Here is a 24,853-nt window from a genome sequence, read left to right as displayed (position 1 = left end):
CCGCTCACAACCGCAGGCCGGCGGCGCTCGACTGCTCCGCCGTCGGCAGTTCGAAGCGGAAGGTCGTCCCCGCTCCGGCCCGATCGACGAGGCGTATCTGGCTGTGATGCAGTTGCAGCATGCGCTGCACGATCAGCAAGCCGAGTCCGCCGCCGCGGTGCGGGCCGCTGGGGTTGAACGGGCGCTCGAACAGACCCGCGCGTTGTTCCGGCGCAATGCCGGGACCGGTATCGCTCACTGTCACCGATACCTTGCCGTCCTGATACGCAAGGTCCACGTCGATTGCGCCTTCGGCGGGCGTGTGGCGAATCGCGTTGTCGAGCAGATTGGTCAGCACGCGTTCGATCATCCCCAGATCGGCGCACACATTCGGCAGGCGCGGCGCAATGCCCGCGCGCAAGTGGATGTGCCGCGCCTCGGCCGGCAGTTCGAACTTCTGAAAAACGTCCTGCACGAGGTCGACCAGCGAAAACGGTTCGAGCATCGGCTGCACGTTGCCGTGTTCCAGCCGAGCCAGTTCGAATAGCGACTGCGCGAGCCGCCCTACCTTGACGCTTTGTGCCAGCGCGATCGCCAGATAGCGGGCGCGCTCCGTTTCGCCGATGCTGTCGGCCTTCAACGAGAGCGTCTCCAGATAGCCGTGCAGCGAGGTCAACGGCGTGCGCAAGTCATGCGAGATGTTGGCGATCAGCTCGCGGCGTTGCTGGTCCTGGCGCGTCAGCGCGCGCCACTGGTCGCCGATGCGCCTCGCCATTTGCGCGAACGTCGCTTCGAGCACGGCGATTTCGTTGCGCCGTCCCGGCGGCGCGGAGCGCGGCACGCTCGGCTGGGTGTCCGGTTCGCCTTCCGCGTCGAAGCGGCGCATTGCGTCGGTGAGACGGCGCAGCGGTCGCGTGATCAGCCCGAATGCCATCAGACCCGCGAGCAGGCCGAGCAGCGCAACCAGCCCCATGGACCACAACGTGGTGCGCAGCACGGAACTGGCCGCCACGCGCGCGGCGAGCGCGTCGTGCTCTTCGCCGAGCAGCACCACGTAGATATAGCCGGAAGGCGGCTGGCCGTTCATTTGCAGCGGCGCCGCGCTGAACACCTTCTTGCCGTCGACGCTGCGCGGGTCATCGCCGAGAATCGGCAGCGCGTCGCCCGCGATGAAGCGCCGGATCGGCGCCAGATCCACCTGTTCGCGCTTGAGGTGACCGGCGGGAGCGTCGTCGCCCTTGATGCGCCCCTCGTTGTCGAGCAGATAGACCTCGACGCTCGGATTGACCATCATCAATTGCCCGAACAGCTGGCGCACCGCGTCGGGCCGCAAGCCGTTCGCGTCCATCAGCGTGGTGCGGTGCGCGATGTGGTCGGCAAGGTTCTTCGACAGGCTCTGCACCACTTCCTTTTCGTGCAGATCGCTCGAACGGATTTGCAGCCACGCCGACGCACCGCAACACGCGAGCAACAGCGCGGAAAAAACGAGCGAGAGCCGCTGGGTCAGCGTCAGGTTCACGGCGCGTCCTTGTGAGTGCCGACCGCGGCCGGCGTATCACCGCCGGCCGCGGCCAGCTTGTAGCCGCGTCCCCAGACAGTGAGGATGCGCTCGGGCTGGGCCGGATCGGCTTCGATCTTCGCGCGCAGCCGGTTGATGTGGGTGTTGACGGTGTGCTCGTAGCCCTCGTGCTGGTAGCCCCACACCGCATTGAGCAGGTCCATGCGCGAGAACACCTTGCCGGGGTGCTGCGCGAAGAAATACAGCAGGTCGAATTCGCGCGGTGTCAGTTCGATCGGCGCACCGTCGACGCGGGCCTCGCGCGTGAGCGGGTCGATCGTCAGCCCTGCGATCCGCAGGCTGCCCGCGTCGATGCGCGAGTCTTTCGCGAGCGCCTCGACGCGCCGCAGCAGCGCCTTGACGCGCGCCACCAGTTCGAGCACCGAGAAGGGTTTGGCCAGATAGTCGTCGGCGCCCAGTTCGAGGCCGAGAATGCGGTGCACTTCGCTCGAACGCGCACTGGTGATGATGATCGGCGTATAGCGCGTCATTGCCCGCGCGCGCCGGCAGATTTCCAGCCCGTCGACGCCGGGCAGCATCAGATCGAGGATCAGCGCGTCCCAGCCGCCTTGTTCCAGCAGACGCAACCCTTCGTTGCCGTCGGCGCTGTGGACGACTTCATAGCGTTCATCGCGCAGATGAAGGCTCAGAAGGTTGGCGATGTCGACGTCGTCTTCGACGATCAGGATGCGCTTGGGCTTGTCCATGGAGGGCTTGGGTGCCTGGAGGAACGTGCAGGGAGCGTGGTTTGGCGCGCCGGCAAACAACGTTTCAGCCGACGCGGGCCCGTGGCGCCATTGTGCAAAATTTTCGGGCGTCGAGTTATCACATTTAATTTAAGTTTTCGTGAGGACTTCGGGATCGGCGACGCCCTACGATGAGGCCACTTTTCGTCCGTTCGCGCAACGACGCGCGGACCTTCATCAAGGGGCTCATCATGCAATGCAGAAGGCGCTTCCTGTTTTCAGGCGCGGCGGCCCTCGCCGCGCTGGCCGCCGCGGGCCGCTGGCGGCCTGTCACCGCGGCAGCGGCGCGGGGCGCCGCACCGTCCGAAACCTTCGAAGTCAGCCGCACGGACGCGCAATGGCGCCAGTCACTGACGCCGGCCCAATATGCGGTACTGCGCCAGGAGGGCACCGAGCGCCCCTACAGCAGTCCGCTGAACGACGAGCATCGTGCTGGCACGTTCAGTTGCGCCGGATGCCGCCTCGACCTGTTCGCGTCGCACACCAAGTTCGACAGCCACACCGGCTGGCCGAGTTTCTGGGCGCCGCTCGATCACGCCGTGGCGACCCGCGAGGACCGCTCGTTCGGCGTCTCGCGCACGGAGGTGCATTGCCGGCGCTGCGGCGGCCATCTCGGTCACGTGTTCGACGACGGCCCGCCGCCGACCGGCCTACGCTACTGCATGAACGGCGTCGCGCTGATGTTCACGCCGGCTGCCGCCTGAGCCGGTCAGCCCGAGCCAAACGGCCCACACACTCACGTCTGGAATCGCCATGCTACTCATCGTTCTCGCCTATCTCGGCGGCGCGCTCACGATCCTCAGTCCCTGCATCCTGCCGGTGCTTCCGTTCGTTTTCGCGCGCGCCGATCAACCGTTCGTCCGCAGCGGGCTGCCGTTGCTCGCCGGCATGGCGCTCACGTTCGCGCTCGTCGCGACGCTCGCCGCGGTCGGCGGCGGCTGGGTCACGCAGGCCAACCAGTACGGCCGCTGGCTCGCGATCGCGCTGCTTGCCATCTTCGGCCTGACTCTCCTGCTGCCGCGTTTCGCCGATCATCTGATGCGCCCGTTCGTGAGCGCCGGCAACCGGCTGTCGAACTTCGCGCAAGCCGACGGCCAGCAGGCTCGCGCCGGCTCGTCGTTTCTGCTCGGCATCGCGACGGGCCTGCTGTGGGCGCCGTGCGCCGGCCCGATTCTCGGGCTCGTGCTGACCGGTGCCGCGCTGCGCGGCGCGAGCGTCGGCACCACGCTGTTGCTCGCGGCCTATGCGGCGGGCGCGGCGACTTCCCTCGCGGTGGCGCTGTTGATCGGCGGCCGGGTGTTCGCGGCGATGAAGCGTTCACTGGGCGCCGGCGAATGGATCCGCCGCGGGATCGGCGCGGCGATGCTGCTCGGCGTCGTGGCGATTTCGCTGGGTCTCGACACCGGGGTGCTCGCGAAGGTATCGACGGTCGCCACCGGCGGTCTCGAACAGAAGCTGGTGGACCGGTTTTCGCCCAAGGCAGCGCCTGTCACGCAAGCCGCGGCGGACAACGGCAACTCGACGATGAGGGGCAACGCGCCTGTCGTCGCGGCGGCCGACGCCCCTGCCAGTGCGGCCACGTCCGAAGCCCCCGGCCCCACGATGATGCGCGCGACAAACGCCGTGTCGGGCGACGCCGCGCCGCTTCCGGTAGAAGGCGTGCTGCCGCCGCTGAACGGCGCGGTCCAATGGCTGAATTCGCCGCCGCTGACCACCCAGGACTTGCGCGGCAAGGTGGTGCTGGTCGACTTCTGGACCTACTCGTGCATCAACTGCCTGCGCTCGCTGCCGTATGTCAAAGCATGGGCGCAGAAATACAAGGACCAGGGCCTCGTCGTCATCGGCGTGCACGCGCCGGAGTTCGCGTTCGAACGCAATATCGACAACGTGAAAAAGGCGACGCATGACCTCGGCGTCGACTACCCCGTGGCAATCGACAACAACTACGCGATCTGGCGTGCGCTGAACAACCAGTATTGGCCGGCGCACTATTTCGTCGACGCGCAAGGTCAGATCCGCTACCACCATTTCGGTGAAGGCGACTATGCGGAGTCGGAGAAGGTGATCCAGCAACTCCTCGCCGAAGCGGGGCATACCGGTGCGATGAAGGTGTCGCTCGGCATCGCGGGGACGGGCATGCAAGGCGTGCAGGCGGCGGCCGACAACGCCGATCTGCAATCGGAGGAAACCTACATCGGCTATCAGCGCGCGGAGAACTTCGCGTCGCCCGGCGGCGAGGCGCAGGACAAGGTGCGCACCTATGCGGCGCCGTCGCAGCCCGGCCTCAACGATTGGGGACTGGCCGGCGCATGGAAGGTCGGCGCGGAACACGCGACTCTCGCGGCGGCGAACGGGCGCATCGTCTACCGCTTTCATGCGCGCGATCTGCATCTCGTGCTCGGCCCGGGCGACGACGGCAAGCCGGTGCGCTTTCGCGTGAGCGTGGATGGCGCGGCGCCCGGCGTGGCACACGGCGCCGACTGCGCCGCCGACGGCAGCGGCACGGTGACCGGGCAACGCCTTTACCAGCTCGTGCGGCAAACCGGCGATGTGACGGATCACACCTTCTCGATCGAATTCCTCGATCCTGGCGTGCAGGCATACGCGTTCACGTTCGGCTGATGTGAACGGGACGGCATCGATCAACCCATCTATTTGAGGAACGCACATCATGAACACGGCATTTGCCATCAAGGCTTCGTTGCGCAAGCACTCGACCCTCGCCAGGATCGTGGGTTGCGTCGCGATTGCGGCGAGCGTGCTCGCAGCGCAGCGCATCGCCAATTCGGCCGAAGCGGCGACGAAAATCCCGCCGCCCGCCCAGGACGAACAGGTCGGCGCCACGCATAGCGAAACCGCGGTACTGGCGGGCGGCTGCTTCTGGGGCGTGCAAGGCGTATTCGAACACGTGCGGGGCGTGAAGCAGGTCGCGTCAGGCTATTCGGGAGGGGCGGCGGGCACCGCGCAATATGAAACCGTGAGCGACGGCGATACCGGACACGCGGAGTCGGTGCAGATCACCTATGACCCGACGCAGATTACGTATGGACGCCTGCTGCACATCTTCTTCTCGGTCGCGCACGACCCGACCGAATTGAACTACCAGGGCCCCGACCACGGTACGCAGTACCGGTCGGCGATTTTCCCCGCGAATTCGCAACAGCGCAGCATCGCGAAGTCGTACATCGCGCAGTTGGACAACGCGCACGTGTTTCCCCGTCCGATCGTCACGCGTGTCGAGGAGTTCAAGGGCTTTTATCCGGCGGAGAGCTATCACCAGAACTTCCTCGCGCTTCATCCGGACTACCCTTATATCGCCATCAACGATCTGCCCAAGATCAGTGAATTGAAGCGGATGTTTCCCGAGTTGTATCGCAATGATCCGGTGCTGCTGAAAACGGGGGCATCGTCGGGAGCGGTTGCGCGCGGCGTTGCAGCGGGATTTTCTGCTTGTGACGACGCAGCGCTGGTTGCTGGACCGGCATGTTGGCGTCGCCGGTCCGATCGTTATCGATCTCGGCGACGACCGGTGCGCGTGAGACCGCTCGTTCGGCAATCACGCAAGCGAACGAACCACGCCCGCCTCGCGCGAGCGCACCCAGTAATTGAGCCCCGCGCAGCACACCAGCAGTAAGCCGGTGACAAAGAACACCGGCTGCAACCCGAGATGCGCGCCGATCTGTCCGCCAATCAACGGCCCGACCACCTGCCCGCTGAACTGCGCCGATTGCAGATAACCCAGGGTCGTGCCCGACTGGCTTTCATCGACCGACTGACGCACGAGCTTTGCGATCGCTGGCAGCAAGCCGGCGATCGTCATGCCCATCGCGCCGCGCAGCAGCGCGAGTTGCCACCAGTGCCGGACGAAAGCCTGCGGCAACATGACCAGCGCCGTCGCAAGCAGGCAGCCGACGATCACGTTCCATCCGCCGACCCGATCCGCGAGCGCCCCCAGCCGCGGCGCCGTCAACATGCTGCCGAACGCGGAGGCGGCCATCACGAGACCCGCGACGCGCGCAAGCTGCGCATGCGGCACACCCAACTGGCCGATGTACACCGTGATGATCGGTTCGATGGACATGTTCGCGAGCAGCACCATCATCGCCGTGACGAGCAGCGCGGGAATCACCGCGCGATGCACGCTTGCGCGTGGCGACGCTTGGGCGGCCAGCCGGTGTTTCGCGTCGACCGCGCTGTCGAAGTCTTCGCGCACCAGCAGCATGGTCGCCACGGCTGCCACCGCGATCATCGCGCCGCCGACGAAGAACGTGCCGCGAATCCCGACCCAGCCAGGCAGAAAGCCTCCCACCAGCGGCCCGATCAGATTGCCCGCCAGCGCGCCGATCGAGAGCACGCCGAGCGCCCAGCCGGCGCGTTCGCGCGGCGCCTGCGTGCCGATCATCACGATCGACGCCGACGCATAGCCCCCGATCAGACCGGCCACCAGCCGCAGCGCGACGAGGTCCGTCACGCTGCGTGCAACGCCGATCAAGGACATCACCACCGCCATGCCGATTGCCGCGCGCACGAGCATCGGCTTGCGTCCATAGCGATTCGCGAGACGCCCCCACAGCGGCGCGGTCACGGCCGTGCCGAAGAAGGTTGCGCCGAACGCGACGCCCGACCATTGAACCACTGCGGCGGGAGAGCTGGCGCCGAGCTGCTCGACGTACAGCGGCAGGAAAGGCAGCAGCATGCTCAAGCTCACGAGGGTCGTGAACGAGCCGAACACGCAGACCGCGAGATTGCGTTGCCAGTACCGGGTGTTGCGTTCCGCGTAGCTGGAGTGACTGGGCTGGGTCGCCAATGCATCCAGCCGGTTCGCAGGGGAGTTCATGAGGTCGCTCGAGATGGTGGGCCGCGCCCGCGACGGCGCGGGCCTTGGCGCAACGGGATTGGATCCGGACGCCGGGCCAGCCAAAGCCGAAGCCAAGGCGGAAACCGGAGCCGCGGCCCGGACCGCCGTTGCGGCACGTTCAATGCTGGAGGCTACGCACAATCAACCATCCTGAAAAATGAATTTATCTGATTAGATCAATCTTGTTTTCTGATTTGGATGGCGGTGCGGCAGAGGTGGGCTCAGCGGTTCTTACGGACAATGGCTCGATAAGGCTCGCTTCACTCCATCAGCGGGGGGCATTACCGCGGATACCGTGGGCTAAACTGCTAGCGCACGCCCAGGCGCCCGCGCCCCCCATTTCAATCGACGAGACAATCGCTCATGCCCCAGCCCGTTGCTCTGCCCTCGTACCAGGACACCGTGCGCGCCGAATGGGTCGACTACAACGGTCACTTGCGCGACGCGTTCTATATGCTGATTTTCAGCTTCGCCACCGATGTGCTGATCGACTTGATCGGTTTGCCCGACGCGGTGCGTCAAGCGCGCCACCGCTCGATCTACACACTGGAAGCGCACCTCAACTACCTGCGCGAAATCAAGGAAGGCGCAGCGGTTCGGGTCGAGATGCGCGTGCTCGGGCACGATGCGAAGCGCCTACATCTGTACCTGGAGATGTTCAGCGGCACTCACGGCGAGCCTGTGGCCGCCGGCGAGCAGATGTTGCTGCACGTCGATACCCGTGGCCCGCGCGCCGCCGCGTTCGATCACGACGTGGCGACGCGCGTGCGCGAATTCGCCGACGCGCATGCCGCGCTGCCGCCCGCCAGATTCGCGGGACGCGTGATCGGCCTGCGCGCCGCAACGTAACCCGATCGGAGAAGACATGCTTGAACCGCAAATGGCCGCATTCATCGACAGGGCCACTGCAATCTATCCCGCGCATACCACCGCATTGACGCCGCCCGAGCAGCGCGCACTGTACGACCGTTACGCGGCGATGCTCACGCCGCCGCTGCCCGAAGGAATCACGGTACAGGACGCTGCGTTGCGCGCCAGTGCCGGTCATGAGATCGCGCTGCGGCGCTACCGGCACCGTGCAACCGCACGCCAAGGCCTGCGCGGCACCGTGCTGTACTTTCACGGCGGCGGCTTCGTACTCGGGTCGCTGAACAGTCATCAGATGGTCACTGCGCGCATTGCCGCGGACACCGGGCTCGACGTGATCGCGGTCGACTACCGTCTGGCGCCCGAACACCACGCGCCGGCCGCGCATGACGATTGCCTCGACGTGACGCGCGCCGCGTTGCACGGGCGCCTGCCTTTCGAACTGCACGACGGCGCCCCGCTGCAACTGGCCGGCGACAGCGCCGGCGGCACGCTCGCGGCCAGCGTCGCGATGCGGCTGCGCGACGAAGGCGAGCAACGCGTACGCGGACTGGCGCTCGTCTATCCGATGCTCGGCACGGAGCCGCAACCGCCCGCACGCGATACCGAAGCGCATGCGCCGATGCTCACGCTCGTCGACGTGCACACGTTCCGCGATCTCTACTGGGGCAAAGGCGAGTCGGCGTCCTACCCGTCATGGACCATCCCGCTCGACGCGGCGCGCTTCGACGGCTTGCCGCCCACGCTCGCAATCGGCGCCGAGCACGATCCGTTGAGAGACGATGCGCGCGTGTTCGTCGAGCGCATCAACGCAGCCGGTGGACAAGCGCAATGGCGCATCGGCACGGGGCTCGTGCATGGATGCTGGCGCGCGCTGGAGTCGAGTCCCGGCGTGCAGGCAATGCATCGGCAAGTGTGCGACTTTCTGTGCACGCAGGCATGCAGTTGATTGCGGGCTCGATTGCCGCGAACGAGCAAACGCATGATTGACGCGCTCGCGCAAGCCGCCGCCAGGCTTACGCACGGCAGGCAATATCTGCACGCGCACTAGCGCAGCGGATCAACCGCGCCGACATGAACGATGAACGCCGCTGAAACCGCGTACGCACAACCTCGACTGTCGGTCCGTTTCAGCGATTGCGCTCGTTGCGCCATTGCGAAAACGTCACGAGGTCGAAGCCCACCTCGTGCGGTTCGATAGGCGTCCAGCCATAGAACGCATCGTCCCAGCCGGGGATGCCGCGCGGCGTCAGCTTCCTGAACTCCATCCCGCCACGGTAGGCGAGGTCCGGCCAGAACAGCGGCATCGCCTCGCGCACCGCCAGTTGCCTCAACAGCTCCGCCGGGCCGCCCTCGTCGGCCACGATCTCGCCCTGCGAAATCCAGTCGTTCTCGGCCCACGCGACGAAGACGCTCGGCTTGCCGTCGCGGTCGACCATCAGAATCGCGTTCTGCTCCGGACGCCAGTAGTATTCGACGATGCCCTGGGCGGCCACGACCTCGTCGATCACCTTCCGGGTGCGCGGATCGCAGTAGGTCAAGCCGTTGTCGCCAAGCGCCAGCCAGCCCGACTCGGAACAGTGCCGGTTCTTGGCGTCATGCAGAAAATGGACCAGCCGGTTGGCCGAATCGGGTTCCGTCTTCCTCAGATACAGATCGACGATGCCGGCATTGAAGGCCTTGACCGCGACCGTCTCGTTCGCGACGCCGGTCAGCAGCACTTTCGCGCAGCGCAGGTCCGCGATCGACGCGAGGAATTCGACGCCGCTCATGCCCGGCATGTCGTAATCCACGACGACCGCGGCGACTTCCTGAAAGCGGGAAGGTCGCGCGACGACATCCCGCCCGGCCGACGTTTCGACGAACCGCTCGACGCCGGGCTCGCTCAGGCAGACCTCCGCCGGCGCAAACTCCAGCGAATTTTCGCGCGCATGCTGGCGGATGTAGGGGAGCGCAGTCTGCGGCCGCGTGAAGAACAGATTCGTCGCAGTGTCCGGGAAAAAGCGGCGCAGCGCGTCCAGGTAACTGTCGTTGTCGTCGACGAAAACAACCGAGGCCGGATAAAAAACAGGTGGTCGAATAAAGTTGTTCATGTTTTCACGTGGATCTTCACACCGCCGCTGTGGCACCAGCCAGCAGGCAAACCAGCGAAAGGCGCGGCCGCACAACGCGTCCTGGCGTGACAGCCCCCGGGCTTGCGGCATAGCAGATTTTCGCCATGTGCCGCATTGTCAGCGCGTTGTGATTGCCGTTTCCGGCCACTGCCCCTTCTTTGCGGGACAGGCCGCCGCGCCGCCTTGGTGACGTGTGCGCCGGCTGGCCGAACGCTGGATGCGCGCCGAAATCCCGCTGGAACGTATAGTACAGGTCTATACGTGTGAAGAGTGCAAAGTGGCGTCGCGTTGCAAGGACGGGCGCGAATGGGTGAGCGTCGATGGAATCGGGCGAAACTGCCAGGACCGCTCAGCGCACAGCGAAAAGGCCATCGGTGCGGCGGGGCGCGCCACCCGGCCCTTTCAAGGCGAATTCGGACATCAGCCATCGCTCGGGCACGACCGGAGCGTCTCGTCTGAGGGCAGTCGTATATCATCTATTCATTGCAGCATCGAACGTTGTGTTGATTAATATGACAAATACCGGCAAGGTATTGATCGTCGGCCTGCTCGTGGTTGATCTGGGTGTCGCCGGTTATTTACTTTTTCCTAAAGACGACCGGCCACCGGCCGCAACGGGCGCGGTGACCGGCAGCGCTGACGTCATGACGGCGGCAAAAGTCGATTTGCGTGCCGACGAGACGCACATGGTGGCCGGGACCGTGGATGCCGGCGCTCCGCCTGTCGGCGGTACCGAGCAGCTTGCGGCCGTGCCGCCGCCGCGGCCTGTGACGGTTGCGCCAGCCGCGCCGCCCGCACCGGTCGTGCAAACTGCGCCGCCCGCACCCAGTGCGCCACCCGCGCCGGCGGCCCCCGCTGCGCCAGCCGCGACCGTGACGGCCGGTGCAGGCCCGACAGACGCGCCTCGCGCGAAGCAGGCGGGAACGCCCCCCGCGAGCCGCACGGTCGTCTCCGGCAAGATCAAAGTCCAGCCGCAAACCGCTCAGGCGAAGTCCAAGCCGGTGCTGAAAACCGCGCAGACTCGCGCGCACAAGCGCGAGGAACCGCGCCGTAACGGCATCAATCCGCTATCGGCGGCGATGACCGCGCAACTCGTCAGGGAATCCGCCAGGCCCGATCCGTCGTTGCCGCTGCCGCCACTGACCCGCAGCGAACCGACCGGCCGCAAGCCGGATCCGGTCGGCTCGGCGATGACCGATCAGCTGGTCCGGGAGTCCTCGCGACTGAATTCCTCGCAATACGACAAGCACTAGACAGTGAGCCCAGTGCGCTGCATTCGCGCGACGGTTTTCGTCTCGCGAATGCGGTTCCTCGTTGCACCCGCGCTCTTCATGCGCGTTGATGCGGAGCAGTCACGGCCGCGACGCGACCTCATCCAGGTGGGCGAGCAAATCGGCTGGATCGTCGTAGACCCGCAAGGCGCCTGCCCGTTCGAGTTCCTCCGTACCGTACCCTCCCGACAGCAAACCGACACCGAGCGAACGGCAGCGCCGCGCGGCAAGCATGTCCCAGATGCTGTCACCGACCACCACCGTATGTTCGATCGCAACGCCCAGGCGCTGAGCGGCCGCCAGAAACAGGTCGGGGTCCGGCTTCGCGTATTTGACATCGTCGCGTGTGATCACGACCGCTTTCGCCGGGTCGACCCCAAGCGCCTCCAGATTGAGCGCGGCGGTTTCCATCCGGCCGCTGGTGGCCACCGCCCACGGCGTTGCGGCCTGCGTCAGTGCGTCGAGCAGTTCACGCGCGCCCGGCAGCGGACACACCTGCGCGCGCAAGCGCTGATACGCGGCCGCGTGGGCGTGACGCAGCCGCTCGCCGCGCTCGACGCTGATTTCGCCATGCGTCTCGCGCAGCAGCTGATTGGTGAACAGCCCGCCGCTCATGCCGATCTTGCGATGAATGCGCCACACGGACAGCGAAATGCCTTCGCTGTCCAGCGCTTCTTTCCACGCGAGAACATGCTGATACACGCTATCGACGAGTGTCCCATCGAGATCGAATAGAAACGATGTCTGGATTCGCATGATGAGCTCCGGTATTGACGGTTCCGCCAATATGCCATGCATCGGCGAACAAGCTTTCGACTGAACGTGCCAGTGTCAGCGTGCTTTGCCGCGCATGCCTTTACTGCCGGTCGCGGCGCGCGGCGTGTCTTTATTCGCGGGCGCGCCGCCGGGCATCTGTTCGAGCCACGATAAGGTGTCGACGTAAGACAGAAACTGCTTCAGATACTCCGGCGACAACTCGCGCATCAACGAAAGCGATCGGTGGACCAGGCTGCTGGAATTGAGTGGACCGGCATTGCCGGGCACCTGTGCGAGCGATTGGCGCAACTGGGTTTCGGTGCGGACTTTGGCCCAGACTTCCCTGAAGTACTCCAGCGCCGGTAGTTCGGGGTACGAAGCAGTGCGATCATGAACCGCTGGCGCATGGCGGGCGATGTGTTCGATCAGCCCGGCAAGCGTTTCGTGAACTGCACCATTGGAAGTCGAGGCGGACGCGGCAACGGCATCCGTTTGCGCCGTTGAGGCGTTGGCGCGTTCCAGATCGATCGCATAGGCATCGAGCAACGCCCGCAGTCTGGCGTCGAGGATACGTCGCGCCGCGCCGCTGTGGCCAGCCGCGCGCCGCTCCAGCGCCGCGATGAATTGAAAGCGCACCGGGTTCAGACGATCCGCACCGCGCTGGCGCCAGGCGTCGAGCGTGGCGCGCGCTTCGCTCCGCGCGCCGCGATCATCGCGATCGCCGTTGCCGTTGCCGTTGCCGTGGCTAAGCACCTGGCTTCACCGTGGCAGCCGACGGCCTGGGCACAGGCGCAATTTCCACGCGACGGTTTTTCGCCCGCCCCTGCTCATTGGCATTCGAGCCGACCGGCTGCCCGGAGCCGAACGCGGCGGCAAACACCGACGACGCCGGCACACCCGCGTCGACCAACGCACGCGTCACCGTCAACGCGCGCTGCGCGGACAGCTCCCAGTTGTCCGCGAAACGGCGATTGCCTTCGCGCAAGCGCTGGTCGTCGGTGAAGCCGCTCACCATCAGGATCTGCTCGCTGGCCTGCAAATAGGCAGCGAGCGGTCCGGCCAGGCTCTTCAGCAGATCGCGGCCTTGCGGCTGCAACTGATCGGAATTCAGCGCGAACAGCACGTTGCCGCTAATGCCGATGCGTCCGTTCACGAGCGTCACGCGCCCCGCGGCCAGCGGCCCGGCAAGCGCCTGCTCAAGCGTCTTGCGACGCTGCGTTTCCGCCTCGCGCTGCTTGACCTCCCGGTCGAGCTTGCTCGACAGTTCCAGTTGCACGCCGATGACGCCGACCAGAATCAGCACGAACGCGCCGAGCAGCACCGACATCAGATCGCCGAACACCGGCCAGATCGGCGCGAGCGGCTCGAGGCCGCCGTCGATTTCGTCGCTCATACGGCGTCGGCTCCGGCGCTCGCGCGCTGGCTTGCAAGCCGTTGCAGGTCTTCCAGAATCTGCTTCTGCGACAGCACGCTCAGGTCGACCACTTCACGCGCCTGCGCAACGTAGTAGGCGAGTTGTTCGTCGCTGCGCGCGAGCGACTTGTCGAGCGCGGTTTCGATACGCTGCAGATGCGCGACCAGCTTGTCGTTGGATTCGCCGAACGTCTGCACCGCCGCGCCGAAGGTTTCGCCCAGGCTCGCCACTTCGACGGCGCTGCCGGTCACCTGCGCGGCGACCGCGCCGAGCTTCGCGGTTTGCAGTTCCACATGATCGGTGAAGCGCGTGCCGACGCGCTCGAGCAGACCCGCCGACGTGGCGACCAGCGCGTCGACGGCCGTGCGCTGCTCGGTGGATGCGTGGTTGACCGCATCCAGCAGCGTCTGCAGTGTTTCGAGCAGACGGCTGCGTTCCTGCAGCATGGCGGTATCGCGGACCATGCTGTCGGAGAGTTTCTGGCGCAGTTCGGCAACGACTTCGGCCGCGGCCTTCGGTGCTTCGGATGCGGCCTGCACGAGCCGGCCGATTTCGCCGATCGTCTCGCTAGCATGCGCCTGGGTTTGGGCCGAGATAGCGTGTGCGGTTTGCGCGAGCGTCTCGCAGATTTCCTGCTGACGGCTAGCCGTTTGCGCACCCGCTTGCTGCCACTGTTCGCTCAGGTTGCGCGCCATCGAGCCGAGCGTCTCGGTCCACGCCGCGAGCCGCTGCTGGTCCTGCGCGAGCAGTTGCGCCTGCAGATCCGCCGCAGCCTTCGGCGCTTGCGCCGCGGCCTGCACGAGCCGGTCGATCTCTGCGATCGTCTCGCTCGCATGCGCACGCGTCTGCGCCGAGATATCGCGCGCGGTCTGCGCGAGGGTTTCGCAGATCTCCTGCTGACGGCTCACGGTGTGCGCGCCCGCCTGCTGCCATTGTTCGCTGAAAGTGCCTGCCATCGACCGCAGCGTTTCGGCCCAGACAGCCAGCCGCTGTTCGTCACGCGAGCCCAACTGCGTGTGCAAGTCCGCATGCGACTGACCGACGGTGCTCAACAGCGCCGCCGCATGCTGCTCGAAGGTTGCCGCGGCGGTCGCCAGAGCTTGCTGATTGTGCGCCGCCAGTTTTTCGCCGACGCTCTCCTGCCGCGACAACGCATCCTGCCACGCCTGGGACACGCTGCCCGCCGTCGTGTCCAGCCGTGTGGACATACCGTCCAGCAGTGCGGCCGAGCGTTGCTCGAAGGTCTCGGCCGCGCTCGCGAGCGCGCTGCGCAGCTGGCCAGCCAATGCATCGTTCGACCGGCGATGTCCGGCCAGCGCGTCGCTCCAGATGTCCGCGACGTTCGTGGCCGTCGCCGCGAAGCCCTTCGACAGCCCGTCCAGTTGCCGCTCCACCGCGTGCGACACCGTCTGCTGCAACGCGGCCGTTTCGCGCGCCAGACCGGCCAGCGTCGCTTGCATGACCGGCTGCAGTGCCGCGCCCGCGACGCGCGCACCTTCGGCGACGCTCTCCTTCAACGACCGTTCGACGGCGCCGGCAAGCCGCAGGTACGCGGCCTCGGTCTTGCGATGAAACGCCTCCTGGTTCGCGATCTGCCGCTCGCTCGATGCGGCGGCCTGTTGCTCGATGGCCGCCATCATCGTTTGCAGACGATCGACTAGCGTCGGCATGACTTCGGCCTGACGCTGCATGAGCCTGAAGCTTTGTTCGCGCTGATGACTCTGCGAGTACACGCGCAAGCTCGTCGCGATTTTCGCGTCGAGCATCTGCGCCGCTTCGAGCCGCTCGCGCCGATATAACGCGGACAGCAGCCCGAGCATCGCGGAAGTCGCCACCCCCGCGATCGAGGTGCCGAACGCAAAGCCCAGCCCCTTGACGGGCGCCGCGAGCGACGCGCGGATCGCTTGCAGGTCGGTGGCGCTTTCGAGCGCGATGCCGGTGCCGCGCAGCGTCGCCACCATGCCGAGCAGCGTGCCGAGCATGCCCAGCAGGACCAGCAAGCCGACCAGATACGGTGTCAGCGCGGGCCCAGGCAAGGCCACGCGCTCGCCCTCGACACGCAGCCGCGCCGCGTTGCGCAGGCTCGGATGCAAGGACTCGAGCCACGCGGCCAGACTCGGCGGCGGCCCGGACAGCGCCGCGACCGCACGCGTCAAGGTGGCGCTCGCCAGGCTGTAGCGGCGCAATTCGAGTGCGCCCGTCAGGTAGCACGCGACGATCAATAAGGTGACGGCCAGCGCAAGCAGGTTCGAACCGACATAGCTGGCGGCGATCCAGCACGCAGCGGCCAGACCTGCCAGAAATACGACGAGATCGATACGATATCTGGACATAGTGTCTCAGTTAGCGGGTGCGAAGGGCCACGAGCAACCCTTCGACCGGTTGAAAACGAACTTCCAGTTCGGCCAGCAAGACGCTTTGCATGTCCTTGCGGAATACGTCGAGCCATGCGCCGGGGGTGAGCGGCGCGACGTTGGCGGAGGCTTGCGGGGTCTGCGCTGCGGCGTCGCAGCCGGTGCGGTCGGCGGACTCGGCATTCCTGGCAGCGAGCGCTTGCTGCTCGGCCTCGCGCAACTTCTCGAAGTGCGGGGCCAGCATGCCGGGCACCCCGCCCAGCAGAGTGCGCTCGCGCTCGCCGAGCGCGCGCTCCATCACGGCGTCCAGCGCCGCGAGGCGGGCCAGCGCCGGCGTCTTCGCTGCAAGCATGCCGCGCAGCCGGCTGCGCAGCGTGGCGATGCTGGTTTCCATCGACTGCTGGATCGCCTGGTAGCGTTGACGGAACACCGCGTAATCGACCGGCGCCTCAGCGGTGCCTTGCATCGGCACGTGCGTCTGCTTGGGCTTCTGCATCGGCGCACGTCCATCGGAGCGCGCAGTGGCGAACACGCGGTCGCCGACTACAGCCTTCGTCAGCGAACTGCGCAGACGCACGCACTCGCCTTCTGCGGCGCTGCCGGCAACGCGCGCACCGCCGGCGACGGCGGGCGGACTGCCGTTAAGCGCCGACGACAACGCAATCGCGTCGGTCCAGCCGAGCCATTGACTCAGCCGGTCCGACAGCGATTGCCTGGATTCGGGAATTTCGACATCCGCCACACGCGCCAGTAAGCGAACGAGCGCCGGGCCGCTGAGCGTTGTTCGCTGGGGGACTTGCAACATACCACCGGAGACAAAAAGTCAGCAGTTTACACGCTGACGAGCCGGGTGCCGATGTCGACCGGTCCGCGAGTGGTCGGGAAGCGGGTTCGAAGGTAGCTGACGGGCGCTCGCACGGGTCTTGCGGCGGGTCCGGCCATGCGGGCTCGTGCGCGCTTGCAGTGCGTCCACCGTGCACCTTCTAAAGTCGTTGCCCGATCGTTGCTCCTGCCGCGGATGTCGCTCACGAAGCCAGTGGCTTCCCTGGCGGATCACGGTAAGATGAAACCCCGCTGCGCGACCGGCCGCCGACGGCGCGTCGACTGCCCGCCGCAAAAAGCAAGCCGACGCCCCCTGCGAAAACAAAAGGCCGTCACGCTAGCACGGCAAAGCGCACGTGAGTCGACGCGATCGCCGCGATCTTCGAACCCCCGACTTCAAGCGAGGCAAACAGGCAGCATGAAATTCGATACCGTCGTGCTCGGCGCGGGCATCGTGGGCGTGTGCGTCGCCGTCCATTTACAGAAACGCGGCCGCCGCGTTGCTTTGGTCGATCGCAAGCTGCCCGGCAACGAAACATCGTTCGGCAATGCCGGGTTGATTCAGCGCGAGGGCGTTTATCCGTATGCCTTTCCGCGCGATCTCGGCACCCTGCTGCGCTACGCGCGCAACCAGTCGCCGGACGTTCGCTACCATGCCGACGCGCTGCTCAAGACCGCGCCGTTTCTCTGGCAGTACTGGCGCAATTCCCACCCGAGAAGGCACGCCGAGATCGCGAAGTCTTACTCGACGCTGATCGAACATTGCGTGAGCGAACACCGCGCGCTCGCCGACGCTGCCGGCGCGAGCGCGTTATTGCGCCCGATCGGCTGGATCAAGGTGTTTCGCAGCGGCGCGGTACGAGACGCGGAAAACCGTCTCGCCGAACAATGGCATCGCGAGTACGGCGTCGCTTTCGAAACACTCGATGCGGCACGGCTGCAGCAGGTCGAGCCCGACCTCGACAAGCGCTTGCCAGGCGGCCTGCGCTACCCCGAATCCGACTCTGTAAGCGACCCTAACGCGCTGGTGACCGCCTACGCGAAGTATTTCGAAGCACTCGGCGGCCGGTTCTTTTTCGGCGACGCGGACACGCTTCGCGAAGGCTGGCAAGTCGATACGGACTCCGAAACGATCGAGGCCGAGTCGGCGGTGGTCGCGTTGGGGCCGTGGTCGGATCGCGTGAGTTCGCGGCTCGGCTATCGCGTGCCGTTCGCCGTCAAGCGCGGCTACCACATGCACTACGCGCCGCGACAGTCCGCGCGGCTGAATCATCCGGTGCTCGATGTCGAGAACGGCTATCTGCTTGCGCCGATGGCGCGAGGCATCCGCCTCACCACCGGCGCGGAAATCGCGCGGCGTGACGCCGCGAAAACGCCGACGCAACTCGAAGCGGTCGAGCCGATCGCGCGCACCCTGTTCCCGTTGGGCGAGCGCCTCGACCCCGAACCGTGGATGGGCGGTCGCCCCTGCACGCCGGACATGATGCCGGTCATCGGGTCCGGGAAAAAACATCGGGGATTGTGGTTCGCGTTCGGCCACGCGCATCACGGGCTCACGCTCGGGCCGGTGACGGGCCGACTGATCGCCGAGATGATGACCGGCGAGCCGACCCTCGTCGACCCGCAGCCGTTTCGGATAGAGCGGTTCCAAGGCGCTTAGAGGCTCTTGGCGGCGCGTGCGGGCCTCGTCGTTCACGCATCCATCGCAATCCGCTGCGACGCTGCGCCGGCGCCCAAGGCAACCGCTGCGAACGCCCATAAAAAACGCCGCGAAGCGATTGCTTCGCGGCGTTTTATCGGACACGCACCAGGATCAGGCCGTGACCGCCGTTCTGCGCGGCGACAGCGCCGACACAGCAAAACTGACGACGATATTGGCCACCAGCGCGATCAGGCCGATATACACCGGATACGACGTATCGCCGAAGTGCAGCGCATACACCGGCTTGAGCCCTTGCGAGATCGCGAGCCCGGAGCCGATCAGGATGCCCACCATCCACCCGAGGAACAGACCCGGCGTGTTCAGGCGCCGCGTGTACAGCGAGAACACGATAGCCGGGAAGATCTGCAGGATCCACACGCCGCCGAGCAATTGCAGGTCGATTGCATACTGCGTTGGCAGGAATACGATGAATAGCAGCGCGCCGAACTTCACGACGAGCGAAACGATCTTGGCGGTCGAAGCCTCGCCCGCCGGCGAGATATTCGGCGACACCAGCGGGCGCCACAGATTGCGCGTGAACAGATTCGCCGCGCCGATCGACATGATCGCGGCCGGCACCAGCGCGCTGATTGCAATCGCCGCAGCCGCGAAACCGACGAACCACGCCGGAAACAGCGTGCCGAACAGTGCCGGCACGACGTCGGAGGCCGACTTGACGTTCACGTCGGCGGCAATCGCCATATAACCCAGCAACGCGATCAGACCCAGCAGCAAGGTGTACGCCGGCAGGAACATCGCATTCTTGCGCACCGTCTTCGCCGACGCCGACGACAACACCGCCGTCATCGTGTGCGGGTACATGAACGCCGCCAGCGCCGAACCCAACGCGAGCGACGCGAACGCGGTGAACTGCGTCGGCTTCAGAATGATGCCGGTTGCGCCGCCCTTCGCCTTGAAGTGCGCATCGGCCATGTCGAATACGTGCGCGTAGCCGCCCAGCCTGGCCGGAATCAGCCACACCGCCGCGATCACCACGATGTAGATCATGATGTCCTTGACGAACGCGATCATCGCCGGCGCGCGCAGGCCGCTTGCATACGTGTAGAGCGCGAGAATCACGAAGGCGACGATCAACGGCATTTCGCCGCTCACGCCGAGTCCCTTGATCACCACCTGCATGCCCACCAGCTGCAGCGCGATATACGGCATGGTCGCGACGATGCCGGTCAGCGCGACCGCCCCCGGAAACCACTTGCCGCCGTACTCGCCCTGCACATAGTCGGCCGCCGTGATGTGGTTCTTCGCGTGCGCCACTTTCCACAACTTTGGCATCACCGCGAACACGAACGGATAAACGATGATCGTGTACGGCAACGCGAAAAAGCCATACGCGCCCACCGAATACACGAGCGCGGGCACCGCGATCACCGTGTACGCGGTATAGAAGTCGCCGCCCACGAGGAACCACGAAATGATCGTGCCGAACTGCCGGCCGCCCAGCCCCCACTCGTGCAGTTGCGTCAGGTCGCCGCGCTTCCAGCGCGCGGCGAAAAAGCCGATCACGGTAACGAGCACGAAGAACGCGATGAATACGGTCATCGCAACCGGGTTGACGGGATTCAGATCGTTCATTTGACACCTCGATACACGATGTAAATCAGCAGCGAGGTCAACGGCACCCACAGAAACTGATACCAGTAGAAGAACGGAAAGCCGAACAACGGCGGATGCGTGTCGTTATAGAACGGCAGCCACAACAGCGCGACATACGGAATCAGCAAAATGAGCCAGAGCCATGAGCGGCCCTCGGATGGGGAGGTCTCCACGAACATCTCCTAAGTCTATTATCGACACGCACGCCTCGCTCGTGGCCCAGCGTGCGGAAAACCGGTTAGCCGTTTTCAGGCAATCAACCGGATAGAGGCGTCTGCCGCCCGGTAAGAACATCGCGGCGGCCCTGCCATGCGGCGGCGCTTGCGGCAACGCGCAACGAGCCGCCGCGCGCGGTACGTTGCGGGGATGTAGTATTCGCCTTCGTGAGCGTCCTCACAAGCGCGCAACTACGTAAGCCGGCTACGTAATACCACGTAGCCGGTCGGCAGCTTTTCAACGATGAAACTCAAAGCCAAGATTGTCCTGCTGGCGATCGTGCCGTTTCTGGTGGCCATCGCCAGCATCGAAACCGGCGTGCGCCGGGAAGCCACGGCGCTCGCGCAAACGCAGCACGCGACTACCCAGGCTGCGTACATGGCGAGCAAGGAAATCGAGCTCAAGCATTACGTCGAGCTCGCCACCACGGCGATTGCACCGCTCTACGACGCGGCCGGCGACAACGCACGCGACGACGCGCTGTTGCGCATGCGCGCGCTCGATGTGTTGGAGAAGATGGATTTCGGCAAGGACGGCTACTTCTTCGTCTACGACATGCACGGCCGTTCGCTGATGCATCCGCGCGAGCCCGACCTCGTCGGCCGCGATCTGTGGTCGCTGCGCGACAGCCAGGGAGTGCCAACTATCCAGCGGTTGCTCGCCGCGGCCGCGCGCGGCGGCGGCTACGTGCGCTACGTGTGGCACCGTCCGTCGACCGGCAAAGTCGCATCGAAACTCGGCTACGTGGTGCCGCTCGAGCGCTGGGGCTGGATGATCGGCACCGGCATTTATCTCGACGATGTCGACACGACGCTCGCGCATATCGATGCGCGCGCGGCCGCCAACATCGATCGCACGATGAAATGGATCGACGCGATCGCGGTGGCCGGGCTCGCGGTGATCGCGCTGTGCGCACTGGTGCTCAACGTCACCGAGTACCGTAGCGCCGACGCGAAACTGAAGCGGCTCGCGCAGCAGGTGGTGCAGTCGCAGGAAAACGAACGCGCGCGCCTCTCACGTGAATTGCACGACGGCATCAGTCAGATGATGGTGTCCGTGAAGCTGCTGCTCGAGTCCGCGCTGGCGCGCTTCGAGCGCAGCGAGACGCGCGTGCCCGCCGCCGAAGCGGCGCTCGCCACCAGTCTCGTGCGGCTCGGCGACACGTTGCGCGAAGTGCGGCGCATATCTCACGCGCTGCGTCCGTCGATGCTCGACGATCTCGGCGTGGCCGCCGCGCTGGAACAACTGACGCGCGAACTCAGCGAGCAGTCCGGCATCGAGCTCGGCTTCACGCAAATCACGCACACGCATGCAGCGACGTTGCCCGATGCGGTCAACACCGTGCTCTTTCGTATCGCCCAGGAAGCGCTGACCAATATCGTGCGTCACGCGCAAGCGTCGAGCGCGGCACTGGCGCTGGAAATCTCGCACGATACGGTCACGCTGACGATCGCGGACGACGGCCGCGGTTTCGACGTGACGCACGCTTTCGTCGGCAGACGTTCGGGCGTGGGGCTGCGCAATATGCGCGAGCGGCTCGAAGCGCTCGGCGGCACGCTGTCGCTCGCTTCGCAAGCGGGCCATACTGTCGTCACCGCGCGCGTGCCGCTCCACACATCCGACGCGCCGTTCTCGCCCTTGCAGGACATATCGCCATGAACGATCCATCCGCCGCCATCGCGCGCCTGCTTCTCGTCGACGATCATCCGCTCGTACGCGACGGTTTGCGCGCGCGCCTCGAAGCCGTGCGCCACTTCGTCGTGGTCGGCGAAGCGGGCAATGCGCAGGAGGCGCTTGCGCTCGCCGCGGACGAGACGCCCCATCTGGTGCTGATGGACGTCGGCATGCGCGGCATGAACGGCATCGCGCTCGCCGGCCTGTTTCACGAACGCTTTCCCGCGATTCGCGTGCTGATGCTGTCCATGCACGACAACCTCGAATACGTGACCCAGGCGGTTCGCGCCGGCGCGAGCGGCTATGTGCTGAAGGACTCGCCCGCCACCGAAATCATTCAGGCGATCGGCGCAGTGCTCGACGGCAAAACGTTTTTCAGCGCCGGACTGGGCGCACGGCTGATTCAGGCGTCGGCGATGCAATCGCCGGTCGAACGTCTGACGCCGCGCGAGCGCGACATTCTCGATGCGTTGGCCGAAGGCTTGTCGAGCAAGCAGATCGCCCAACGCAACGATCTGTCCGTGCGCACGGTGGAGACGCATCGGTTGAATCTGAAGCGCAAGCTCGAGATCGAAGGGCAGGCGGAACTGATCAAATTCGCGGTGGAGAACCGGCGCGCCACGCGCTGAGGTGCTAAGCGCGTCGATGCGTCGAGTGGCGCGACACACGTTGGACCGCGCGCGATAATGAGCGCACGACAAAGAGTGTTCTTCGCGCCTCACCGCCCAGCACCGGAGCGCTCAAGGATGAATCGCCTGATCAAACCGCGGCTCGCCAGTCTGCTGATCGTCATCGGCGTCGCCCACGTTCATGCCGAACAGGCGCGCGTCAAACGCGGCCACGACCCGTTCTTTCAGATCTCCAATGCAATCGCCGCCTGCCCCACGCCGCTCGGTCCGCTGCAAACGCAGAAGGAATGGCTGGACGACAGTCACTACCGAATAGAACGCGGCAATAGCTGCTGGATCGAGGGCCGCTGCCGTTTGCCGAACGCCTATCTGTACGACGCCGAAATCGCCGAGGCCGTTGCGCGGCGTCTCGCCAGTGTGAACGTCGCCACGCACTGGCGCGAACAGTCGACCCTGTGGCTCACGCTGCAACGCCGCTTCATCTATGTCGAAGGCTGCGTGACGCCCGGCTTCGACAAGCACGCCTTCCTCGCCGAGTTGGCAAAAACGGCGGATGTCGAACGCGTGATCGACAATACGACGACCGATCCGCACGCCGCGCGACTGCCCTACAGGACACTTGCGGACCCGGACAAGCCGGTGCTCGACCCCGGCAACTAGCGCATGCGGCAAGCGGCGCAAACCGACACGCGGTGGCTCGACGACACCGCGCCATCAGGCCACGATCGAGCCGCGAAGCTCCCATCGATAGCCAGTTCGCGTTGATTGAACGATGCATCGCGGGTGCCCTGTCGCGGCGTCGGCTCGATGATCGGCCGATCACCCAGGAATTGCGCGGCTTCGCGCAGGCTTACCGACGCGCCAGAGCCATGCTTGCCCTTCCCTTGGACGCCGAAGCCAAGGGCGGCGCGCGTTCTACGCCTTGCGCTGTTCAAGCGTATCTGAGTGGCGCGATGTGCCAGTGAATCGGATTTGGCGCACTACGCCGTCGCTGTGTTTCATTCAAAGTTGCGTGTCCAGCATCCAGACGAACTTCTCGATCAGCTTCTCGGTGAGGGGACGATGCAGCCATGCTTCAAGCGTGACGCGCTGCGACTTCGCGATATCGTCCGCGAATGTGGCGGTCTGCTGCCTGGCGAAATCGCGGTCGTAAATGTTCAGATTCGCTTCGTCGTTCAGTTTGAATGAACGACTATCGAAATTGGTCGAGCCGACCGACACCAGATACTCGTCCACGATTAGCAATTTGCAATGAAACATGGTCGGCTGGTACTCGTACATTTCGACTCCGGCTTTGAGCAGGTCTTTCCAGCAGGCGCGCGACGCCTCGCGCACCGTATGCGTGTCGATGCGCTTGCCCGGCGTGATGATCCGCACCTTCACGCCGCGTTTTGCTGCTTCCACGATTGCGTTGATGGTCAGTTTGTCGGGCACGAAATACGCGCTCGCGAGATGTATGCTCCGCGTGGCCGCCGTAATCGCCATCAGGTACATCAACTGCATGTCGTCGCTGCCGCCCGACGGCGAACTGCTGAACATGTGTGCGAGACCGTTGCCTGCCGATTCGACGTGCGGAAAATAGTCAGGGCCGTGCAGTACGTTGCCGGTCGCCTTGACCCAATTGTCCATGAATACAGCTTGCATGTGACCGACCACCGGACCCGCTACACGAAAATGCGTATCGCGCCAGTGCTTCTCGTCCTGCGCGTGCCCGGTCCACTCCTGTGCGATGCCTACGCCGCCGGTAAAGCCGACACACCCGTCGATGATCAGCAGCTTGCGGTGCGTGCGATCGTTCATACGGCCCAGGCCAGTCCAATGGGGCTTGTGATACTGGATCACTTGCGCACCGGCTACGCGCAGCAACTCCAGATAGCGCTTGTCCATTTTGGAAGAGCCGACCCAGTCGAGCAGTACATGAACTGCGACGCCTTCACGCGCCTTATCGGCGAGCGCATGAGCGATCTGCTCGCCGATTTCGCCGGACCAGTAAATAAACGTTTCGAACGTGATGGTTTTGCGCGCTGCATGAATCCCGTCGAGCATCGACGGAAAAATGCCGTCGCCGTTGAGCAGCATTTCGAAACGATTGCCGGAGATGACCGGTGGTCCCAGTAGCAATCCCATTGAGCGCAGGAATTGCGGATCGTCGCTCGCATAGAGCCGCTCGATCTTGTGTTCGATCTTCTTCTCGCCGCTCGACAGATTCGCGATCACCAATATGATGACGAGCGTGACGAGCGCGGTGATGGGAATAGTCAGCATACGCGGTTTCCAGG

At 65.3% G+C, this 24,853-nt stretch carries 21 protein-coding genes and 1 pseudogene; 10 read left to right on the top strand and 12 right to left on the bottom strand.

Annotated features, from left to right (window positions below; all coding sequences use genetic code 11):
• Positions 1–4 precede the first annotated feature (4 nt).
• Both ABQJ48_RS18725 and ABQJ48_RS18720 read right to left on the bottom strand, forming a co-directional pair.
• On the bottom strand, positions 5–1,498 hold the full coding sequence (locus tag ABQJ48_RS18725) for a sensor histidine kinase (RefSeq protein ID WP_367839493.1): 1,494 nt from the start codon (positions 1,496–1,498) through the stop codon (positions 5–7).
• Positions 1,495–2,244 carry a response regulator transcription factor gene (locus ABQJ48_RS18720; RefSeq protein WP_367839615.1) on the bottom strand — a complete coding sequence of 250 codons (750 nt, stop codon included), beginning with the start codon at positions 2,242–2,244 and terminating at the stop codon, positions 1,495–1,497. The genes ABQJ48_RS18725 and ABQJ48_RS18720 overlap by 4 nt, the downstream gene beginning before the upstream one ends.
• A 230-nt stretch (positions 2,245–2,474) precedes the next feature.
• On the opposite strand from ABQJ48_RS18720, the gene msrB reads away from it, so the two are divergent.
• The 3 genes and pseudogenes from msrB to msrA form a co-directional block, all read left to right on the top strand.
• Positions 2,475–2,987, top strand: coding sequence for a peptide-methionine (R)-S-oxide reductase MsrB (gene msrB, locus ABQJ48_RS18715; protein WP_367839492.1), 513 nt, complete (start codon positions 2,475–2,477; stop codon positions 2,985–2,987).
• A 49-nt stretch (positions 2,988–3,036) separates the two neighbouring features.
• Positions 3,037–4,905, top strand: coding sequence for a cytochrome c biogenesis protein DipZ (locus tag ABQJ48_RS18710; RefSeq protein ID WP_367839491.1), 1,869 nt, complete (start codon positions 3,037–3,039; stop codon positions 4,903–4,905).
• A gap of 49 nt (positions 4,906–4,954) precedes the next feature.
• Positions 4,955–5,689: pseudogene (gene msrA, locus ABQJ48_RS18705) on the top strand (peptide-methionine (S)-S-oxide reductase MsrA); the annotation flags it as partial.
• 150 nt (positions 5,690–5,839) lie between these two features.
• Here the strand turns inward: msrA and ABQJ48_RS18700 are convergent.
• Complete coding sequence (locus ABQJ48_RS18700) at positions 5,840–7,120, bottom strand: MFS transporter (RefSeq protein ID WP_367839490.1); 1,281 nt, start codon at positions 7,118–7,120, stop codon at positions 5,840–5,842.
• Positions 7,121–7,504: 384 nt separating this feature from the next.
• Here ABQJ48_RS18700 and ABQJ48_RS18695 point away from each other — a divergent pair, with 384 nt between their 5' ends.
• Together ABQJ48_RS18695 and ABQJ48_RS18690 are read left to right on the top strand one after the other, a co-directional pair.
• A complete protein-coding gene (locus ABQJ48_RS18695; protein ID WP_367839489.1) occupies positions 7,505–7,990 on the top strand; it encodes a thioesterase family protein in 486 nt (161 codons plus the stop codon).
• A gap of 16 nt (positions 7,991–8,006) precedes the next feature.
• Positions 8,007–8,957 carry an alpha/beta hydrolase gene (locus tag ABQJ48_RS18690; RefSeq protein ID WP_367839488.1) on the top strand — a complete coding sequence of 317 codons (951 nt, stop codon included), beginning with the start codon at positions 8,007–8,009 and terminating at the stop codon, positions 8,955–8,957.
• A gap of 181 nt (positions 8,958–9,138) precedes the next feature.
• Here ABQJ48_RS18690 and ABQJ48_RS18685 read toward each other — a convergent pair whose 3' ends face one another.
• Positions 9,139–10,101: a response regulator gene (locus ABQJ48_RS18685; protein WP_367839487.1), complete on the bottom strand. Its 963-nt coding sequence runs from the start codon at positions 10,099–10,101 to the stop codon at positions 9,139–9,141.
• Positions 10,102–10,625: 524 nt separating this feature from the next.
• On the opposite strand from ABQJ48_RS18685, the gene ABQJ48_RS18680 reads away from it, so the two are divergent.
• Positions 10,626–11,375, top strand: coding sequence for a hypothetical protein (locus ABQJ48_RS18680; RefSeq protein WP_473094154.1), 750 nt, complete (start codon positions 10,626–10,628; stop codon positions 11,373–11,375).
• A gap of 99 nt (positions 11,376–11,474) precedes the next feature.
• Here the strand turns inward: ABQJ48_RS18680 and ABQJ48_RS18675 are convergent, their stop codons facing one another.
• From ABQJ48_RS18675 to ABQJ48_RS18655, 5 genes are all read right to left on the bottom strand, one after another.
• Complete coding sequence (locus ABQJ48_RS18675) at positions 11,475–12,149, bottom strand: HAD family hydrolase (protein WP_367839486.1); 675 nt, start codon at positions 12,147–12,149, stop codon at positions 11,475–11,477.
• 75 nt (positions 12,150–12,224) lie between these two features.
• A complete protein-coding gene (locus ABQJ48_RS18670; protein ID WP_367839485.1) occupies positions 12,225–12,902 on the bottom strand; it encodes a DUF2894 domain-containing protein in 678 nt (225 codons plus the stop codon).
• The gene (locus ABQJ48_RS18665) at positions 12,895–13,542 is read right to left on the bottom strand and encodes an OmpA family protein (protein WP_367839484.1); all 648 of its coding nucleotides are present in this window, start codon (positions 13,540–13,542) and stop codon (positions 12,895–12,897) included. Before ABQJ48_RS18665 ends, ABQJ48_RS18670 begins: the two co-directional genes overlap by 8 nt.
• Positions 13,539–15,896, bottom strand: a complete 2,358-nt coding sequence (locus ABQJ48_RS18660; protein ID WP_367839483.1) for a DUF802 domain-containing protein — start codon at positions 15,894–15,896, stop codon at positions 13,539–13,541. Before ABQJ48_RS18660 ends, ABQJ48_RS18665 begins: the two co-directional genes overlap by 4 nt.
• Positions 15,897–15,906: 10 nt before the next feature.
• Positions 15,907–16,722, bottom strand: a complete 816-nt coding sequence (locus ABQJ48_RS18655) for a DUF3348 domain-containing protein (RefSeq protein WP_367839482.1) — start codon at positions 16,720–16,722, stop codon at positions 15,907–15,909.
• A gap of 435 nt (positions 16,723–17,157) precedes the next feature.
• On the opposite strand from ABQJ48_RS18655, the gene ABQJ48_RS18650 reads away from it, so the two are divergent.
• Positions 17,158–18,399, top strand: a complete 1,242-nt coding sequence (locus ABQJ48_RS18650) for an NAD(P)/FAD-dependent oxidoreductase (RefSeq protein WP_367839481.1) — start codon at positions 17,158–17,160, stop codon at positions 18,397–18,399.
• Positions 18,400–18,552: 153 nt separating this feature from the next.
• On the opposite strand, the gene mctP is transcribed toward ABQJ48_RS18650, so the two are convergent.
• Entirely contained in the window at positions 18,553–20,034 is a 1,482-nt protein-coding gene (mctP, locus tag ABQJ48_RS18645; protein WP_367839480.1) for a monocarboxylate uptake permease MctP, read from the bottom strand.
• Positions 20,031–20,228 carry a DUF3311 domain-containing protein gene (locus ABQJ48_RS18640; protein ID WP_367839479.1) on the bottom strand — a complete coding sequence of 66 codons (198 nt, stop codon included), beginning with the start codon at positions 20,226–20,228 and terminating at the stop codon, positions 20,031–20,033. The genes mctP and ABQJ48_RS18640 overlap by 4 nt, the downstream gene beginning before the upstream one ends.
• 286 nt (positions 20,229–20,514) lie before the next feature.
• On the opposite strand from ABQJ48_RS18640, the gene ABQJ48_RS18635 reads away from it, so the two are divergent.
• The 3 genes from ABQJ48_RS18635 (at position 20,515) to ABQJ48_RS18625 (ending at position 23,234) form a co-directional block, all read left to right on the top strand.
• Positions 20,515–21,930: a cache domain-containing protein gene (locus ABQJ48_RS18635; RefSeq protein ID WP_367839478.1), complete on the top strand. Its 1,416-nt coding sequence runs from the start codon at positions 20,515–20,517 to the stop codon at positions 21,928–21,930.
• Positions 21,927–22,574 carry a response regulator gene (locus ABQJ48_RS18630; protein ID WP_367839477.1) on the top strand — a complete coding sequence of 216 codons (648 nt, stop codon included), beginning with the start codon at positions 21,927–21,929 and terminating at the stop codon, positions 22,572–22,574. Before ABQJ48_RS18635 ends, ABQJ48_RS18630 begins: the two co-directional genes overlap by 4 nt.
• Positions 22,575–22,691: 117 nt before the next feature.
• Positions 22,692–23,234, top strand: a complete 543-nt coding sequence (locus ABQJ48_RS18625; protein WP_367839476.1) for a hypothetical protein — start codon at positions 22,692–22,694, stop codon at positions 23,232–23,234.
• A 342-nt stretch (positions 23,235–23,576) separates the two neighbouring features.
• On the opposite strand, the gene cls is transcribed toward ABQJ48_RS18625, so the two are convergent.
• Positions 23,577–24,839 (bottom strand): cardiolipin synthase, encoded by a 1,263-nt coding sequence (cls, locus tag ABQJ48_RS18615; protein ID WP_367839475.1) that lies wholly within the window; start codon positions 24,837–24,839, stop codon positions 23,577–23,579.
• Positions 24,840–24,853: the final 14 nt, after the last annotated feature.

The organism is Paraburkholderia suaedae (assembly GCF_040812055.1).
In the GTDB taxonomy this organism is placed as follows: domain Bacteria; phylum Pseudomonadota; class Gammaproteobacteria; order Burkholderiales; family Burkholderiaceae; genus Paraburkholderia.
Note: the sequence above shows the minus strand (reverse complement) of the source record. Positions and strands in the feature narration are given on the sequence as shown.

Coding starts and splice junctions, on each gene's coding strand:
- ABQJ48_RS18690 (WP_367839488.1), top strand. CDS start 8,007: ATGCTTGAACCGCAAATGGCCGCATTCATCGACAGGGCCACTGCAATC.
- ABQJ48_RS18695 (WP_367839489.1), top strand. CDS start 7,505: ATGCCCCAGCCCGTTGCTCTGCCCTCGTACCAGGACACCGTGCGCGCC.
- ABQJ48_RS18635 (WP_367839478.1), top strand. CDS start 20,515: ATGAAACTCAAAGCCAAGATTGTCCTGCTGGCGATCGTGCCGTTTCTG.
- mctP (WP_367839480.1), bottom strand. CDS start 20,034: ATGAACGATCTGAATCCCGTCAACCCGGTTGCGATGACCGTATTCATC.
- msrB (WP_367839492.1), top strand. CDS start 2,475: ATGCAATGCAGAAGGCGCTTCCTGTTTTCAGGCGCGGCGGCCCTCGCC.
- ABQJ48_RS18650 (WP_367839481.1), top strand. CDS start 17,158: ATGAAATTCGATACCGTCGTGCTCGGCGCGGGCATCGTGGGCGTGTGC.
- ABQJ48_RS18675 (WP_367839486.1), bottom strand. CDS start 12,149: ATGCGAATCCAGACATCGTTTCTATTCGATCTCGATGGGACACTCGTC.
- ABQJ48_RS18710 (WP_367839491.1), top strand. CDS start 3,037: ATGCTACTCATCGTTCTCGCCTATCTCGGCGGCGCGCTCACGATCCTC.
- ABQJ48_RS18685 (WP_367839487.1), bottom strand. CDS start 10,101: ATGAACAACTTTATTCGACCACCTGTTTTTTATCCGGCCTCGGTTGTT.
- ABQJ48_RS18700 (WP_367839490.1), bottom strand. CDS start 7,120: ATGAACTCCCCTGCGAACCGGCTGGATGCATTGGCGACCCAGCCCAGT.
- ABQJ48_RS18655 (WP_367839482.1), bottom strand. CDS start 16,722: ATGTTGCAAGTCCCCCAGCGAACAACGCTCAGCGGCCCGGCGCTCGTT.
- ABQJ48_RS18660 (WP_367839483.1), bottom strand. CDS start 15,896: ATGTCCAGATATCGTATCGATCTCGTCGTATTTCTGGCAGGTCTGGCC.
- ABQJ48_RS18720 (WP_367839615.1), bottom strand. CDS start 2,244: ATGGACAAGCCCAAGCGCATCCTGATCGTCGAAGACGACGTCGACATC.
- ABQJ48_RS18630 (WP_367839477.1), top strand. CDS start 21,927: ATGAACGATCCATCCGCCGCCATCGCGCGCCTGCTTCTCGTCGACGAT.
- cls (WP_367839475.1), bottom strand. CDS start 24,839: ATGCTGACTATTCCCATCACCGCGCTCGTCACGCTCGTCATCATATTG.
- ABQJ48_RS18625 (WP_367839476.1), top strand. CDS start 22,692: ATGAATCGCCTGATCAAACCGCGGCTCGCCAGTCTGCTGATCGTCATC.
- ABQJ48_RS18665 (WP_367839484.1), bottom strand. CDS start 13,542: ATGAGCGACGAAATCGACGGCGGCCTCGAGCCGCTCGCGCCGATCTGG.